This is a genomic window from Maricaulis sp., assembly GCF_048270265.1.
In the GTDB taxonomy this organism is placed as follows: Bacteria; Pseudomonadota; Alphaproteobacteria; order Caulobacterales; family Maricaulaceae; genus Maricaulis.
Genome location: NZ_JBLWTD010000003.1, coordinates 1 through 16,925 on the forward strand (window position 1 = coordinate 1; position 16,925 = coordinate 16,925).

At 63.3% G+C, this 16,925-nt stretch carries 8 protein-coding genes; 5 read left to right on the forward strand and 3 right to left on the reverse strand.

Annotated elements, in window-relative coordinates; translation table 11 throughout:
• Positions 1–379: MarR family winged helix-turn-helix transcriptional regulator (locus ACN0YF_RS02410; RefSeq protein ID WP_417493194.1), on the reverse strand; the 379-nt coding region annotated here is incomplete at its 3' end.
• Between the two features lie 295 nt (positions 380–674).
• On the opposite strand from ACN0YF_RS02410, the gene ACN0YF_RS02415 reads away from it, so the two are divergent.
• The 4 genes from ACN0YF_RS02415 (at position 675) to ACN0YF_RS02430 (ending at position 7,709) form a co-directional block, all read left to right on the forward strand.
• Complete coding sequence (locus ACN0YF_RS02415; protein WP_417493195.1) at positions 675–3,263, forward strand: TonB-dependent receptor; 2,589 nt, start codon at positions 675–677, stop codon at positions 3,261–3,263.
• A 79-nt stretch (positions 3,264–3,342) separates the two neighbouring features.
• Positions 3,343–5,340: a tetratricopeptide repeat-containing sulfotransferase family protein gene (locus ACN0YF_RS02420; RefSeq protein ID WP_417493196.1), complete on the forward strand. Its 1,998-nt coding sequence runs from the start codon at positions 3,343–3,345 to the stop codon at positions 5,338–5,340.
• A gap of 2 nt (positions 5,341–5,342) precedes the next feature.
• Positions 5,343–6,923 carry a BCCT family transporter gene (locus ACN0YF_RS02425; RefSeq protein ID WP_417483216.1) on the forward strand — a complete coding sequence of 527 codons (1,581 nt, stop codon included), beginning with the start codon at positions 5,343–5,345 and terminating at the stop codon, positions 6,921–6,923.
• A 129-nt stretch (positions 6,924–7,052) separates the two neighbouring features.
• The gene (locus ACN0YF_RS02430) at positions 7,053–7,709 is read left to right on the forward strand and encodes a response regulator transcription factor (protein WP_417493197.1); all 657 of its coding nucleotides are present in this window, start codon (positions 7,053–7,055) and stop codon (positions 7,707–7,709) included.
• On the opposite strand, the gene ACN0YF_RS02435 is transcribed toward ACN0YF_RS02430, so the two are convergent.
• Complete coding sequence (locus ACN0YF_RS02435) at positions 7,706–9,487, reverse strand: hybrid sensor histidine kinase/response regulator (protein ID WP_417493198.1); 1,782 nt, start codon at positions 9,485–9,487, stop codon at positions 7,706–7,708. The two genes, ACN0YF_RS02430 and ACN0YF_RS02435, sit on opposite strands and share 4 nt — an antisense overlap.
• Positions 9,488–9,563: 76 nt before the next feature.
• Positions 9,564–10,934, reverse strand: coding sequence for an MFS transporter (locus ACN0YF_RS02440; RefSeq protein WP_417493199.1), 1,371 nt, complete (start codon positions 10,932–10,934; stop codon positions 9,564–9,566).
• 383 nt (positions 10,935–11,317) lie between these two features.
• Here ACN0YF_RS02440 and ACN0YF_RS02445 point away from each other — a divergent pair, with 383 nt between their 5' ends.
• Positions 11,318–16,915: an Ig-like domain-containing protein gene (locus ACN0YF_RS02445; RefSeq protein WP_417493200.1), complete on the forward strand. Its 5,598-nt coding sequence runs from the start codon at positions 11,318–11,320 to the stop codon at positions 16,913–16,915.
• The last annotated feature ends 10 nt before the right edge of the window (positions 16,916–16,925 follow it).

The window sequence follows — 16,925 nt, forward strand, 5'->3', positions numbered from 1 at the left end:
GCATGCTGCCCTCCCAGTGCTGCAGCTTGCGGAACTCGCGCAGGAAGCCCGATTGCAGCAGTTCCGGTGCTGCTGCCGCAGCCGCGAGGCCCTTGTCGGTGAGGCCGGCCAGGATGATGCGCTTGTCGGTGCCGGAGCGCTCGCGCAGCACGTAGTCGCGCTTGACCAGCCGGTCGAGAATACTGGTGATGGTGGCCTGGCTGAGCGAGACGGTCTTCGCGATCGCCGAGGGGGACATCATCCCCTCACGCCGCAGGGTCTGCATGATCACGAGCTGCGGCGCCGTCAGGCCCGTGGTTTTCATCAGCTTCTTGGACTGAAGGTCGATCGCCCGCGTGATGCGGCGCAGGGCAATCAGGATTTCGTCGTGATCGGTCATGAGCGTCTGGCCATTGAAGGGAGCTGTCTCATACGCGAACGCGGCTACCCGGCCAACTGCGAATGCCAAGGCGCTTTGCGGTCTACGGGGTTTCGGAGACCGTGCGGTGTCATGAATCTGTTGCAATTCGACCACATTTGTCCATAACTCCTTGTTTTCGCGTAACAAGCGCCGATCTTATTGTCCTTGTTTGGCGTTTTGAAAAATCATTCGACCTCTTAGTATCCTAGCCAAACCCGCCTGAGTGCCTTAGACCCCGGACATCATTCGTACTCAAAGGGGTTTGGCGTCACTCATGCTGAAGAAAACCGCATTATCATCGACCATACTTTCGGCCATCGCCGTAACGGCCCTTGGTGCTGGAGCCACGCTCGCACAAGGGATCGAAACCATCACCGTGACCGCGACGAAACGCGAACAGAGCGCCCAGGATATCCCGGTCGCTGTCAACGCGATGACCGCGGCGACGCTTGAAGAGCTTCGCGTTGATGTCTTCACCGACTATCTGCAACAGCTTCCGGGCGTGACGGCTGGCGGCTCCGGCCCCGGTCAGAGCACGATCTATATCCGCGGCCTCGCCTCGACGACGCCGAACCTGACCACCGCCGGTGTCGCTGGCCTGGCACCGAATGTTGCCTTCTATCTCGACGAGCAGCCGCTCGCCCAGCCGGGCCGCAATCTCGATGTCTATGCCGCCGACCTGCAGCGCATCGAAGTCCTGCCCGGGCCGCAAGGCACGCTCTATGGCGCCAGCTCGCAGGCGGGCACGGTTCGCCTGATCACCAACCGGCCGCAGATGGGTGAATTCTCCGCCTCGACCAATTTCGGTGTTTCATTCACCGAGAACGGTGAGATGAGCAACAAGGTCGAAGCCGTCATCAACCTGCCGGTGAGCGATAATTTCGCCGTGCGCGGTGTTGTCTATTCCGACAACCAGGGCGGCTATATCGACAATGTTGCCGGCACGATCAACGCGTCGGAATCGGCGCGCTTCCGGGCCGCTGGCACGGTTCGCGACAATGGTGTGCCGGTCAATGCCAACCGCGCCGGCTTCCAGTCGACGGCGGACCTGTCTGGCGTCACCTTCCTCGATGCGGACAATACAGCGCTCGTCGAAGAGGACTTCAACGACACCACCTATAACGGTTTCCGTCTCAGCGGGCTCTACGACTTCAATTCCGACTGGAGCCTTCTGGTCAGCTTCACGAGCCAGCGGATGGAGTCGGAAGGCGTCTTCTTCCAGGACCCGGACCTCGATGAGCTCCAGATCCAGCGCTATGCCGACGACAATATCGAAGACGAATTCACCAATGTCAGCTGGACGCTGGAAGGCCGGATCGCGGCGCTCGATGTCGTCTATACCGGCGCCTATACCGACCGCGAGACGACCCAGCGCGTCGACTATACGGACTACCTCTTCGTCGGCCAGTATCTGCCGTATTACATCTGTGACGGCTCGGTGAGCTATCCGGGCGCGGCAAACCCTTCGGGCACTTGCCAGGCTCCCAACCTCTATGTCGACAGCCTGACCGAGGCCACCGCCCAGACACACGAGCTGCGCTTCAACACGCCGGACGATCGCCGCATCCGCGCGACCTTTGGCGGCTTCTACTCGAATCTCGAACTCGCCGAGCGCAATGACTTCACTTATCCTGGTTCGGTCAATGCGATTCTGTTCGGCCAGACCGGCTTCTCGCCGAACTCTCCGTTCACCACGGGCTATACCTCCGATCCGGGTCCGTTCCCGGCCGGCGTGATTTTCCGCAATGATGTCCTGCGCACCGATCAGCAGCAGGCCGCCTTCGGTGAAGTGAGCTTCGATATCACCGACCAGTTCGAGCTCACGCTGGGTGCGCGCTGGTATGATATCGAAGTCGATCTGGAAGGCAGCGCAAACTCGTCCTTCTGTAATGGCTTCCAGCCGGACGCAAACGCCTTTGGTACGGATATTTCCGACCTCTATAATGGCGATGGCGCGATCACCTTCCATGGCTCGTGCAACACCGCCAATCACATCACCTATACCGACCCGAACACGCCGGGCATCCCGGCCTCGGTGGCCGCGGCACTCGCGGCACCTGATGCGGCGCGTACGGACGGAATTATCACGCGGGTGACCGGCACCTGGCGGCCGACGGACTCGACGATGTTCTACGGCACCTATTCGGAAGGCTTCCGTCCCGGCTTGCTCAACCGTCCCGGTGGTGCTGCTGGACCGGGCGGTTATACCGTGCCCTTCGCCCTCGATACCGATGATGTGACGAATTACGAGTTCGGCTGGAAAACCCAGTTGTTCGACAACACGCTGCGCTTCAATGGCTCGGCCTTCTATGTCGAGATCGAACGCCTGCAGACGACGATTTTCGATCCGAGCATCGTCAATCTCTTCTTCTCGGACAATGCTGCGAATGCGGAAATCCGCGGTATTGAAAGTGACTTTGTCTGGGCTCCGGCCGAGATGGAGGGGCTGACCGTGACCGGTGCGATCTCGATCCTTGATACCGAGATCACCGAGGTCCTGATCCCGACCAATGATGTCCTCGTCGGTTCGGAGCTGGCTTTCGCCCCGTCCTTCCAGGCCAATCTGCGGGCCCGCTATGAGTGGCAGCTCGACAATGGCTGGACCGCTCACGTCATGCCGCAGATCATCCACTCCGATGACAGCGTCTCCGATGTGGTCGAGATCAACAAGGCAACGATCGACGGCTATACGATGGCCAGCTTCTCGACCGGCGTCACCACCGATCAATGGCGCGTCGAGCTTTTCGTCGATAATCTCACCGACGAACGGGCGCAGATGGCCAACAACTTCGTCTACGACCGCGAGCGGGTCACCGTTTCGCGTCCGCGGACCTGGGGCGTGCGCGTCGGGGTCGACTTCTAGACCTGACCCGTCAGGTGCTTACCATGGCTGGGGAAGTGCACCGGAAGGTGCGCTTCCCTTCGCCGTCTCTGGAGCGTGTATGACTTCATCCCCGGACGCACAGGCCGCTGCCGTGAAACAGGCCCAGCAAGCGCTGATGGCCGGCGATTTCAATGATGCGGCGCGGCAGCTGGATGCGGTGCTCGATGCGGAGCCCGGGCATGTGGATGCGCGTTACGCCGCGAGCGTATGCGCCCGCTACCGCAAGGACTATCCGGCAGCACAGGCTCATCTCGCGGCGCTGAAGCGCGTCGCACCGGAACATGGCCGTGCCTGGCAGGAGGAGGGCCATCTCCTGCGTGAACAGGGCAAGCCGGATACCGCCCTGTCTGCCTATCAACAGGCCTGCCGGTTCAATCCCGCACTCATTGCAAGCTGGCGGGCCCAGGCCGAACTGCTGGCAGCGCGCGGCGATGCTGCGGGCGCGGCGCTGGCACAGGGCCAGGTTGATCGCCTGTCTGCCCTGCCCAAGGATGTCGTCGCCGTCACCGATCTGCTCGCCGACGGCAAGATATTGAAGGCCGAACAGCTCTGCCGTGCCTTCCTGCAGAAACACCCCCGTCATGTCGAGGCGATGCGGCTCCTGGCCGAGATCGGTGTGCGTCTTGGCGTGCTCGACGATGCCGATTTCCTGCTCGAGAGCGCTGTCGAGTTCGAGCCGGACAATATCCAGTTGCGGCTCGATTACATCCAGGTTCTGCGCAAACGCCAGAAATTCGAAGCGGCGCTCGCCCAGGCGCAATCCCTGTATGAGCGCGATCCGGAAAATCCCGTCTTCCTGTCGCATCTGGCGATCGAGATGATGCAGACCGGCGAGTATGACCGCGCCCTCGATCTGTTCGACCGTGTGCTGTCCATCCTGCCCGGGGACCCGCTTGTGCTCACCTCGCGTGGCCATGCGCTGAAAACCATGGGCCGCCAGGAAGAGGCGATTGCCTCCTATCGCGCTGCCCTGGAGCACAAACGCGATCATGGAGACGCCTGGTATGCGCTGGCCAATCTCAAGACCTACCAGTTCAGCGCCGCGGACCGGGCGGCATTGGCCGAGCTGGAACAGACCCCCGGCCTGCCGCATCAGGACCATATCCATATCTGCTTCGCCCTCGCCAAGGCGCTGGAGGATGGCGGGGAATACGCATCATCCTTCGAGTATTACGCCCGGGGCAATGAGCTCAAGCGCGTGCAGGCCCGTTACACCTCAGAGCAGATGGCGGAGGAGTTCGAGGCCCAGAAGAGCTTCTGTACGCCCGCTCTCTTCGCCAGCAAGGCTGGTCTGGGGGCTGCGGCGCCGGACCCGATCTTCATCGTCGGTCTGCCGCGCGCCGGCTCGACCCTGCTCGAACAGATCCTCGCCTCGCACAGCCAGGTCGACGGTACGCTGGAATTGCCCGACATCCTCTCCCTGGCGCACCGGTTGCGGGGCCGCAACAAGTTCACCGACCGTTCGCGCTATCCCCGCATTCTCGAAGAGCTGAGCGGCGACCAGCTGCGTCAGATGGGCGAGGCCTATATCGAGAACACCCGCATCCATCGCGCCGGCGCCCCCTTCTTCACCGACAAGATGCCGAACAATTTCCGTCATATCGGGTTGATCAAGCTGATCCTCCCGAATGCGAAGATCATCGATGCCCGGCGCGAGCCGATGGCGTGCTGCTTCTCCGGCTTCAAGCAGCTCTTCGCCGAGGGACAGGAATTCACCTACGGGCTCGAGGAAATCGGCCGCTATTACCGCGGCTATGTCGACCTGATGCGCCATTGGGACACCGTCCTGCCGGGCGAGATCCTGCGCGTGCAATACGAGGATGTCGTGGCTGATCTGGAAACCCAGGTCCGCCGCATCCTTGATTTCTGCGGCCTGCCCTTTGAGCCGGCCTGCCTTGATTTTCACAAGACCGACCGCGCCGTACGCACGGCGAGTTCGGAACAGGTGCGGCAGCCGATCAATCGCACCGGTATCGAGCAATGGCGCCATTTCGACGCCCATCTCAACCCGCTGCGCGAGGCCCTGGGGCCGGCGCTGACAGGATACAGGGACTGAACATGGTCAGACGGCTTTACAAGACGAAACACAAGACCGGCGAGAACAACGTCTCCCTGCTCGGGCTGGATGTACACAATCCGGTCTTCTTCATCGCTGCGGTCGCGGTGCTCGGCTTTATCGGGCTGACGCTCGGCATGCCGGAGGCGGTCGGTGCGGCCCTGTTCGCGGCGCGGGACTGGGTGCTGGTGACCTTCGACTGGCTGTTCGTGTCGACGGTCAATCTGGTGTTTATCTTCTGTCTGGTCCTTATCCTCTCGCCGATGGGCCGGTTGCGGATCGGCGGCAGCGAGGCGAAGCCGGAATTTTCGACCCTGTCCTGGTTTGCGATGCTGTTCTCTGCCGGGATCGGTATCGGGCTCATGTTCTGGGGCGCGGCCGAGCCGCTGGCCTATTACACCGGTTGGTCCGGGACGCCGTTCGGCGTCGAGGCGCGAACACCTGAGGCGCGCGAACTGGCGCTCAGCGCGACCATGTTCCATTGGGGGCTGAATGCCTGGTCGATCTATGCCGTGGTCGGTCTGGCGCTGGCCTATTTCACCTTCTCCAAGGGCCTGCCGCTGACCATGCGTTCGGCCTTCTACCCGCTGCTGGGCGAGCGCATCTGGGGATGGCCCGGCCATGTCATCGATACCCTCGCGGTCGTGGCAACGCTGTTTGGCCTCGCCACCAGCCTCGGCCTCGGGGCGCAACAGGTCGCGAGCGGGCTCAACTTCCTGTTCGATGTCGACCCCGGGCTGACGACCCAGATCCTCATTATCGCCTTCATCACCTCGATCGCGATCGTCTCGGTCGTGCGCGGTCTCGATGGCGGTGTCAAAGTCCTCTCCAACATCAACATGGTGATGGCGGCGGCCTTCATGGCCTTCGTCTTCGTGGTCGGCCCGACCGTACTCATCGCCACCGGCCTGCTGGACAATACGCTCAACTATATCCGCGATTTCGTGCCGCTATCCAACTGGATCGGACGCGAGGATACCGACTGGTTCCATGGCTGGACCGTATTCTACTGGGCCTGGTGGATCTCCTGGTCGCCCTTTGTCGGCATGTTCATTGCGCGGATCTCGAAGGGCCGGACCGTGCGCGAATTCCTGCTCTCGGTGATCTTCGTGCCGCTGGTCGTGACCATCGCCTGGTTCAGCACATTCGGTGAGACGGCCCTGTTCCAGGCCGAGGGCGGCATTGGCAGCCTGCAGGACGGGATCGGCGAGGTCTCGCTGGTGCTGTTCCACATGCTGGAAAGCCTGCCCTTTACGCAGATTGCCTCCGGTTTTGCCGTGGTGCTGATCCTGATCTTCTTTGTCACGTCCTCGGACAGCGGCTCACTGGTGATCGACAGCATTACCGCCGGCGGCAAACTGCATGCTCCAGTGCCGCAACGTATTTTCTGGGCGACCCTGGAGGGGGCCGTTGCAGCCATCCTGCTCTATGGTGGCGGCGCCCAGGCGCTGCAGGCGCTCCAGGCCGGAGCTATCTCCGCCGCCTTGCCCTTTACCGTGGTTCTGCTGGTGTGCTGTGTGAGCCTTTGGAAGGGCCTGCTGGAAGACCATAATGCCCTCAAGCGGATGCAGAGTCAGACATAGGATACCCGTCGCTCTGACACACCGCTTGGTGTCGCTCTCGCGCATGCGCTAGGGTCCGCCGCATGGCATGGCGGCCCTGCGGCGCCGTGCCCGGTGCTTCGTGACGGATCCGGTAGGGCTTGCAAAAACATGATATCGAGCCGACGCATCGCCCTGGTCGATGACCACCGGATGTTCTCCGATGGGTTCAGCGCCCTGCTGACCGGTTTGCGCGAGGGCTATGCGGTCGAGGTCTTCAGCGATCCGGTCGACTTTCTGAAGGGTTTTTCCACGGCAACGCCCTATGACCTGGTCATTCTCGACCTGGTGATGCGCTCCATGAACGGGCTCGCCCTGCTCGCTGCGATCCGCGAGCGCAGTCCGCGCATGCCGGTGATGATGCTCTCGGGCATTGGCGCCGAACCGCCGCTGGCGGAGATGAAGAAGCTTGGCGCGCGCGGTTTCGTGCACAAATCCGCCGACACCTCTGTCCTGCTCACCGCCGTCGATGCCATCCTTGCCGGTAAAAGCTGGTTCGAGGGCGCTCCGGGTGACGCGGCCGCAGCGGATGGCGCCGGCGAGGACATGTGGCAATCGCAGGCCGAGCGGCAATTGCCGCGCCTGGGGCCGCGCCAGCTGGAAATTCTGGAATTGATGGGCCGCGGCGCCACCAACAAGGATATCGCGGCCCGGCTCAATATCAGCGAAAATACCGTGAAGTCGCATATGCGGGCGATCTTCGAGGCCCTCGAGGCCCATACGCGCACAGCCTGTGTGCGCAAGGCGCAGGCGCTGGGGCTGATCTAGGACTGGGGCTGTTCCAGCGCTTCGAGCAGGATGGCATGGAGCTGGGCCGGGTCGGCAGGTTTGGGCAGGACGGTGATCTGCTCCATCCCGGTCACCGCCTCGAACTGGTAGATATCACCCGTGAGCAATACGGCCGGGATGTCGGCGACGACTTCGGTGCGCAGCGCCTGGACCGTCTCAAGCCCGTCCTCACCGCCGGCGAGGCGCTTGTCGACGATCAGCAGGTCCGGTTCCGCATCCGCCCAGGACAGGAGCTCCAGCGCCTCAGCCCCGGACCCGGCCGCGAGGACGCGGCAACCCCAGTCGGTGAGCAGGATGGTCAGCCCCTCGCGCACCGCCGGCTCGTCCTCGACCAGCATCACCAGCGGGCTCCCGGCAAGTCCGCCGGGCCGGGCTTGCCCGGGCCGCGACGCGACGGGAGCAGTCGCCAGCGGCAGGACAATGCCCGCCCGGGTGCCTTCGCCCGGCGTGGAGGCAAAGCGCAGTTCCAGATCCAGCTTGCGGGCCAGCTGGCGCACAATGGTCAGGCCGAGGCCGAGCCCGCGCTCGCTGCCGGCCGGACCCGGCTGGAGCTGGACGTATTCCTCGAAAATGCGTTCGCGCTCGGCCTCCGTAACACCGGGACCGTCATCGCTGACTTCAACCAAAAGCCCGTCTTCGGCCATGGCGCAGCGCAATTCCACCTGACCGCCCGGCGGGGTGAACTTGATGGCGTTCGAGAGCAAGTTGCGCAGGATCCGGGTGACCAGGAGCGCATCGCTGTTCACGTCGACGGCGGTGCGCGCAATGATCAGTTCGATCGATTTCGTATGTGCCATGTCGGCAAATTCGGCGCGCAGATCATTGAGGACAGCCTCCAGCGAGAAGGGCCGGATACGGGCAATGATAGCGCCGCTGTCCAGCCGGGCCGTCTCGACCAGGGCCTGGAGCAATTGTTGCTGGCTGCGCCAGGCGGCCTCGATCTTGTCGAGCAGTTCGATCTGCTCCGGTTGATCGAGCGTGCGCCGGATTGCGCCGATGAAAAACCCCTGGGCCTGCAAGGGCTGCGACATGTCATGGCTGGTGGCCGCCAGGAAGCGCGACTTGCTGGCGCTGGCGCGTTCGATGATGCGGTTCTGTTCCTGCAATTGTTGCGTCAGATGGCGCGTGCGCTCGGCCGCCAGGCTGGCAATGGTCTGGACCTCGGCGCGGGCGCTGACCAGCAGGCCGAAGGCGTAATAGATCAGCAGCCCGATCCCGATCAGCCGCAGCGGACCTTCCACCGTCAGAAGCCAGTAGGCCGAAAAGGGCAGCAGGGCCGCAGTGGCCAGGCTGATGAAGGTGGGGCGGTATTCGGCGCTGGGCATCATGCCGCCGACCGTGATCGAGAACACCATATTGACGGCGATGAACATGTTGAGCACGGAGGACGGGTCAAAGAAGGCGCTCGCCAGCCCGCCCCAGACGAGGCCGGTTACGCCCGAAATCACCGTGTGCCCCGTCAGGTAGCGGCGATAGTTTTCGGGATTGATGCCCTCGGGCGCCATCAGTCGCGCATAGGCGTAGACGACGGCGATCATCGCCCCGGTTGCAGCCAGCCAGATAGCGGCGAACTGCAGATCGCCGGTCAGGGCGATCAGGGCAGACAGATAGAGTGTGACGCCTGAAATGATGAGGCAGGACTGGCTTGTGCCGGCGCGCAGCAATCGCGCCTGGCCGAGATGAACTTCGTCGAGCCCGGCGTTCGCTTCCCACAGTGCCGCCGCCGCCGCCTCACTTTCCCGCCCTGTCTCCCTCATCTTGATCTTCCAGACGTTGTGTGGCGGGCCGCACCGCTCGCGCAGGCTGTTACAGTGTCATCCCGGACGGGCGCGCTCAACCACCCGAATGGGTGGCGCGCTCTTCGGCAGGCTCCTGCCCGCTCAGCTGCGCGATGATTTCGCGATGACGTTTGCGGTCGAGCGCGTAGCCCCGGACGATCATTGCCACGGCGAGCATGCAGGCGGCGGGGAGCCAGGAAATCATTGCGGTGATGGCGGATCGCGCGCTTGCGGTTTGGCCGGCATCGGGCTCGTAGCCCGACCAGGCCAGCAGGCCGCCGGCGAGCAGGGCCGCCAGTCCGGCGGCGCATTTCTGCACGAAGGTCGTCAGTCCGAATGTGCGGGCCTCGATCCGGGAACCGGTTTGTGCCTGGCCGTAATCGACGGCATCGGGAAGCATTGACCAGAACATCACCGGCAAGGCCGCGCTGCCGACCCCGACCAGGCCGATGCTGGCGAGTGTCAGCGCCGGGCTGCCAACCGGTGCGATGCCGATCATCAGATAGCCGAGTGTCGCGACGAATAGTCCGGCCAGCATGGTCAGGCGTTTGGAGGTTCTCGCGGCCAGCATCATCCATAATGGCGCTGTCAGGATCATGGCGAGCGCCGGACTCGCGAGTGCCGGCAGGACCAGATCCGGCTGGGCCAGGACGTGGTTGAGGAAATACAGCATGTTCTGCGTGAACAGGCCGAAACCGACAGTCGCCAGCAGCATCATGGCCAGGAGGCGCTGCAGCGGGCCGTTGCGCAGCAGTCCCGGCCAGACTTCTCCCAGATCACTGAGATAATCCGTTGCCTGGGGTGCCTGCGAGGCCGTCGGGGTTTCGCGAATGCCGAGGCTGGAGAGCAACAGCACGACGGCGGCGAACGCGCCGGTGATGATGGCGGCGAGGCGATAGCCGGCACCCTCTCCGGACTCGGTGGCCATTTGCACGATCAGCGGCGTCGCGATGGCGACGGCCAGGCCGCCGATCGCCGCGCCGACGACGCGCACGGCCGACAGGGCAGTGCGGACTTCGCCATCGCGGGTCAGACGTGCGGGCAGGGCGCTATAGGGCATGGCGGCGCAGGTGAAGGCTGTGCGGAAGACAAGATGGCTGACCAGGGCCCCGATCGCGGTAACCGCCGCGCCGCCGGCCGGGATCGAAAACATCGCGGCATAGGTGATCCCGACCGGCAGGGCCGCCCAGGCGATGATGCGGCTGTAGCGACCGGTGCGGGCGGCGTGGCGCTCGGCCCAGGTGGCGATCAGCGGGTCGGAGACGGCATCCCAGACCATCCCTGCCAGATAGATCGCGCCCGCGACCCACGGCGCCAGGTGCAGTATGTCGGTATAGAAATAGAGCAGGAAAAGCGCCGCCCCCTGCCAGACCAGCACGAAGCCCAGATCGCCGGCGCCATAGCTCGCGCGGGTCACAATGCTCACCCTGTTTGCGGTCGCAGGCACCGTCTCTGGCGCAGGATCGAGCTCGGGCATGGGCAACCTTCCAGGGAACCGGCTTTTTCAGGAAAGCGGTGAGAACCACCCATATGGGTGATTGATGCTGGCCTCAATACATCGCCCAATCAAGTTGAAATCAAACCCTTTCTTCCACTCGCCGTCAGTGGTGAGTGCCGAAATGGGGGGGAGGCGCAGGCGAAGTCCGCCGGACATCGCTGCAAGCGGCAGCTTCAGGGGGGAGCGCCGCTTGCACTGCGCCAGGGGTTAAGGGGAGTCATGAGATGATCGGTTTTGGTTCGGCTGCATTTGGCAGACTCGTCCGCATGTGTCGCGGCACTGGTGCGAAAACGGCGGGGCTGGTGACGGCCATGCTCGCCGCTGTCCTCATCGCGGGCGCAGGCCTGACGCCCGGCGCCGAGGCAAGCGATCCCGCGCCACGCCTCTTGTCCTCGGGGGGGCCGACCTACACCAATGCCGATTCGTTCACCGCCTCGCTCCAATTCAATGCGAATGTGCGCAATGTCGATCCGTCCGACTTCGAGGTGATCGGTTCGACCGCTACCATCACTGGCTGGACCGCCGTCAGCGCCTCGTATTATTGGGCTGACGTCTCCGGTGGCGACCTGGCGGATATGAACGGGGAGGTCTGGGTCCGTCTCAAGGCAGGTCAGGATATCGAGAGTCTGACCGGGGTTGCCCTGACCGACCTGACTGCCGTGTCTGAATCGCCCATCACGATCGACAATACCGTGCCGGAATGCGCCTTCGCCACGACGGCGGTTGCGCCGGTGACCGAGGTGTTCACCGTGACCATGACCTGTACGCCGCAGGCGGGATGGTCCGATATTATTGTCGCGTTTACCCAATCCGATCTCGTGGTGGGTAATGCCGTGGTGGAGCGTTTTTCCTTTGGGGGGGCGTACAGCGCTACCTTCACCTTGCGGCCGTCCTCCACCGGCACCGTAACGGTCGATCTTCCCGCGGGCAGCCTGTATGACGATGCCAGCAACCCGAATCCGGCCGCACCGCAATTTTCGATCGCGGCCGATTTGAGTCCGCCAACCATACTCTCGATCGAGCGCGCCGACCCTTTGAGCGAGACGACAAACGAGGATTACCTCTGGTGGCTTGTTACGTTTTCCAAGCCTGTGACCGGAGTGGATGAGACTGATTTCAGCGTGACCGGCAGCACTGCCACGGTTCTCAACGCACAGTCGGCCGGCGGAAATGCCTGGCAAGTCCGGATAGGCGGCGGCGACCTTGCCGGGCTGGACGGGATCGTGTCCCTCGGCATCTCTGCTTCACAGGATATCGAAGACACCGACGGCCGCGCCTTGGTCGATGGGACCCCGTCAGGGGCCAATGAAAACTATTTCGATGTTTCGAATACCGCGCCGGTTCTGGCCCATATTCGCCGAGTGACTTCGGCATCGGAGCTGACAAACGCAACGGAATTGACGTGGGATTTCCAGTTCTCGAGCATTTCGTCTGGCTACAGCCTTCCACCTGAAGCCTTCACGGTGCGGAATGTGAACGTGGGGACGATCGAGGTGGAGCGTTATTCGGTCGGCTTCTATGTTACGGCATCCGGCGGCGATCTGCCGACGCATGAGGGCTATGTTTATATCAATTTTGGTGAGGGCGGCCCCTATCCCGACGAGTATGGCAACAACCCGGGGAGCTATGTTGCCACCGGCACCAGGGAAATTGGCTATACGCTTGATCGCACAGCGCCCGTCGTGGAGTTCATCATCGACACGGATGAGGTTGAGGAGACGGGTCAGCTTACGCTCGTTGTGTCGTCCAGCGAGCGATTGACCGGGCTTGAGCTGGATGAATTCATAGTCGGAAATGGCACGGCGTCAGACCTCAGGACCTTCGGGAACGGGTATCTCGCCACGATTACGCCATCAGGCGACGGCCTGGTGACGGTTGATCTCGCCGCGGGCGCGGCGACCGATGTCGCGGGCAATGGCCATGCGGCGCCGGAGCAGGCCTCCTACATGTATGACTTTACGCCGCCCAGCGTGACATCTGTCGAATTTGTCACCACCGGTGGCTCTCCGACCAATTCCGATACCTTGACATGGGCCGTCAGCTTTTCGGAACAGCTCGACAATGTCTCCGAAGACGATTTTCGCGTGGCCGGCACCACGGCGACCATCACTTCCGTGACGCAGTCACAGCCCACGGTCTATGTCGTGGAAGCCTCCGGTGGAGACCTCGCCTCGCTCAATGGACCGGTCGAACTCGAACTGGGCTATGATTCTGACGCCACGGATGCCGGTGGGTTTTGGCTCGAAACGCTCGCTCCGAGCGGCGGGACGGATGAGCGCGTCGTCACGGTCGACAATCTCGGCCCGACGCCGCAGCTGTCGCTGGACGACCCGAGTGGTTATTCGAGCGGCGATTTTGTGGTGAACGTCACATTCGACGAGGTGGTCACCGGCTTCACGGCGGCCGATCTGACCCTCACCAATGCCACGGCGGCCATTCTGGCCCAGGACGGCGACTCCTTCTCCTTCACCATCTCGCCGCTGGCCGAGGGCGAGGTGACGATCGCCATCGCCGCGGGCGTGATGACCGATATTGCGGGGAATGACAGTCTGGCCGGGGATGAAACCTTGAGCGTGGCCTATGACCTCTCGGCGCCAGAGCTCGTTTCGATCGAACGCGCTATCGGGCCCACCGAAATAACCGATTCCGATAATCTCGTATGGATCGTGACGTTCTCGGAACCTGTTATGAACTTGGAAAAATCGGATTTCGCGCTCGATGGCACGACGGCAAGCCTCTACGTCGGGTCTTACCGTCCTGGTGAATTTGCTGGTCCTGCGGGAGCCGTCGGGGCGGAGTCGGGACCCGAGGCCTACCAGGTGGTGGCCTATGGCGGTGATTTGCCGTCCCTGAACGGTGTGGTGACGCTGTCTGTTCTGGCCGGAAATGACATCCTCGACTACAGCGGGCAATCCTTGGCCAGTCTGACGCCGACCGGCGCCAATGAGACGACATACACGCTCGTCAATGACGTGGTCGCGCCGACGGTGGTTCTGTCCTCGGCAGAAACCGGACCGGTTGCCGGCGCATTCACGCTCGACATTGTCTTCTCCGAGCCCGTGAGCCGCCTGACTCTCGAGGACATCGTCGTCAGCAATGGCACCGCCTCGGATTTCTCCGGCACGGCTGTGCCTGCGGGGAACGCGCCCCGTGACGGAACGGTGCACGGCCGCGTCGAACCGAGCGAGGCTGAATATACGGTCACGATCACACCGTCGGCCGACGGCGATGTCACGGTGGATCTCGCGGCAGGCGCTGCGCAGGACCCGAGCGGCAATTCAAGCCTGGCCGCGGCCCAATTTGTCATCGCGGCCGATGTGACCGCGCCGACAGTGGTGCTTTCCACCGAGTCCGCAGACCCGGTCTCGGGTGCCTTCGCGCTGACCGTGACTTTCTCTGAAGATGTGACCGGCCTGGCCCTCGAGGATCTCGTCGTCGCAAATGGTGCCGCGTCCGAGCTGACCGGTTCCGGCGCGGAATACGCGGTCACGGTCACGCCGGCCGCCGACGGTGATGTCACCGTCGACCTTGCTGCCGGTGCCGCCCAGGATGTGGCGGGCAATGACAACACAGCCGCGACGCAGTTCACCATCAGCACGGATGGCACGGCGCCGACTGTGGTGCTGAGCAGCGATGCCGCCGAGCCGGCCATCGGAGCCTTCACGCTGACGGTGACCTTCTCTGAAGAGGTGACCGATCTGGCGCTGGAAGATTTCGTCGTCGCCAATGCCGAACTCTCCGATCTGAGTGGCAGCGGCGCTGGCTACGAGGTCACGGTGACGCCCACGGCCGGCAGCCCCGTCACGGTGGATCTGCCCGCGGAAACCGTCATTGATGCGGCAGGCAATGCCAATCTGGCCGCGGAGCAATTCTCCATCATCACCGACAATACCCCGCCAACCCTGGCGATTACCTTGCCCGGTGCGGAGACAGAGGGACCGTTCACCGCGACCTTCACCTTCTCCGAGGATGTCACCGGCTTCGAGGTCGATGACATCACAGCCTCCAATGCCGATCTGTCCGAATTCCTGGCGGTCAGCGCGCTGGAATACACCGTGCTGGTGACGCCACAGACGATCGGCACGATCGAGATCACGGTCGATGCCGAACTCGCGGAAGATGCCGCCGGCAATGGCAATGTGGCCGCGTCCGCCTCGATCGACGCCGTGGCGCAGCCGATCGAAGTCGAAGTGGTTCTGGGCAGCGATGTCGAGGATCCGACGGATGTCACGGCGACCGCCGCGGTGACCAATCCCGGCAGCCAGCCGGTTCAGTTCCGGACAGAGACCGATGTGGCCTGGCTTGATGTCGATCCGCTGACCGGCACGATCCCGGCCTTCGGCGAGGTGGAGCTGACCATCACGGTCAATGAACTGGCCAATGACCTGCCGGCCGGCACCTATACCGGCACGGTGACCGTCATCAATCTCAGCGGCGGCGGTGCCGCAGCCAAGGGTCCCAATGCCGAGACGCGCGCCAGCGGTGACACCATCGTCGTCGCCATCCCGCTCACCGTCTCGATCGCGGAACGCCGTGGCACGATCCAGCTGGTTTCGACCACGCCGGGCGGTGTCCAGCGTGACGAGACCTTCGTCTTCACGTCCAGCGACAGCGAGCTGGATGCCCTCAGCCTGACCACCCAGGCCGGCTACGCCGCCAGCACACCGGTGCGCAAACTGCTGGGCACCTATGACGTGATGCAATCCGTGCCGGCCGGCTGGCGTCTCGATACGATCAGCTGTGTCGGCGACACGGACGGCGGCAGCGTCATTGATCTCGCTGCGGGCCGGGTCGATATCGATCTGGATGCCAATGAGGCCATTGTCTGTACCTTCGCCAATACCCGTGATGAGGCAGAGGTCCGGCTGGCGACCCAACGCGCCATCCGCAACTTCATGGTCCGGCGCGGTGATCGCATTCTCGAGGCTGCACCGGATCTGACCCGGCGCGTCCAGGATCGCGATACCCGCTCTCCCGGCCAGTTTGCTGCCGAAATCAATGGCGGGACGCGCAATGTCTCGATGGGTGCAAGCCTGTCCGGCATGCGCCATGCTGCCCGTGATGCCGCGCCGCAGATGGAAGGCGAGGCGGCCCGTGCCGACGAGGCCGATAACGGGATCGATATCTGGTTCTCGGCGAATTATTCGTCGGTGTCCGATGACCGGGCCGGCGATGCTGCCGACAGCGCCTTCGGCCTGGTGCAGCTCGGGGCTGACTGGATGCTCGGCGAGCAGACGATTGTCGGTGTCATGTTCCAGCACGACTGGATGGACGAGACCGCCGACGATATCGCCGAACGGGCAGGGGCCATTCGCGGCGCCCGGATTGAAGGCAGCGGCTGGCTCGCCGGACCTTACCTGGTCCGCGAGATTGGCGACGGCCTCTGGTTCGACGCCACGGCCATGTACGGCGAATCCGACAATACGGTCGATCCGCTTGGCCTCTATGAGGATGAGTTCACGACCACGCGCTATCTGCTCCGGATGAACCTCACCGGCGAATGGCGCTCCGGCAATTGGCGCATCCGTCCGACCGCCGGTGTGGCGCATTTCGAGGAAAGTCAGTCGGCCTATATCGACAGCCTCGGCATCGATATCCCGGAACAGACCATCGCCATCGGCCGCTTCCAGGCCGGTCCGCAGATCGCCTATCGCTTCGATACGCCTTCGGGCGGCTGGTGGGAGCCGAGCGTGGATATCACCGGTGTCTGGGACTATGACGCGGCGCAATTGATGGACGAGAATGGCGGCCTGGTCGGCACCGGCGGCGTGCGCGCCGACGCGAGGTTCAGCCTGCGCGGCCAGATCTCGCCCGGCGCAAGCCTTGCCATCGAGACCAGCTTCGGCGGTCTCGGCGATGGCGACTTCTCCGCCAATGGTGCCCGTATGGAAATCCGTATCGGCTTCTAGCCTCAAGCAC

Coding starts and splice junctions, on each gene's coding strand:
- ACN0YF_RS02430 (WP_417493197.1), top strand. CDS start 7,053: ATGATATCGAGCCGACGCATCGCCCTGGTCGATGACCACCGGATGTTC.
- ACN0YF_RS02435 (WP_417493198.1), bottom strand. CDS start 9,487: ATGAGGGAGACAGGGCGGGAAAGTGAGGCGGCGGCGGCGGCACTGTGG.
- ACN0YF_RS02415 (WP_417493195.1), top strand. CDS start 675: ATGCTGAAGAAAACCGCATTATCATCGACCATACTTTCGGCCATCGCC.
- ACN0YF_RS02425 (WP_417483216.1), top strand. CDS start 5,343: ATGGTCAGACGGCTTTACAAGACGAAACACAAGACCGGCGAGAACAAC.
- ACN0YF_RS02420 (WP_417493196.1), top strand. CDS start 3,343: ATGACTTCATCCCCGGACGCACAGGCCGCTGCCGTGAAACAGGCCCAG.
- ACN0YF_RS02445 (WP_417493200.1), top strand. CDS start 11,318: ATGCTCGCCGCTGTCCTCATCGCGGGCGCAGGCCTGACGCCCGGCGCC.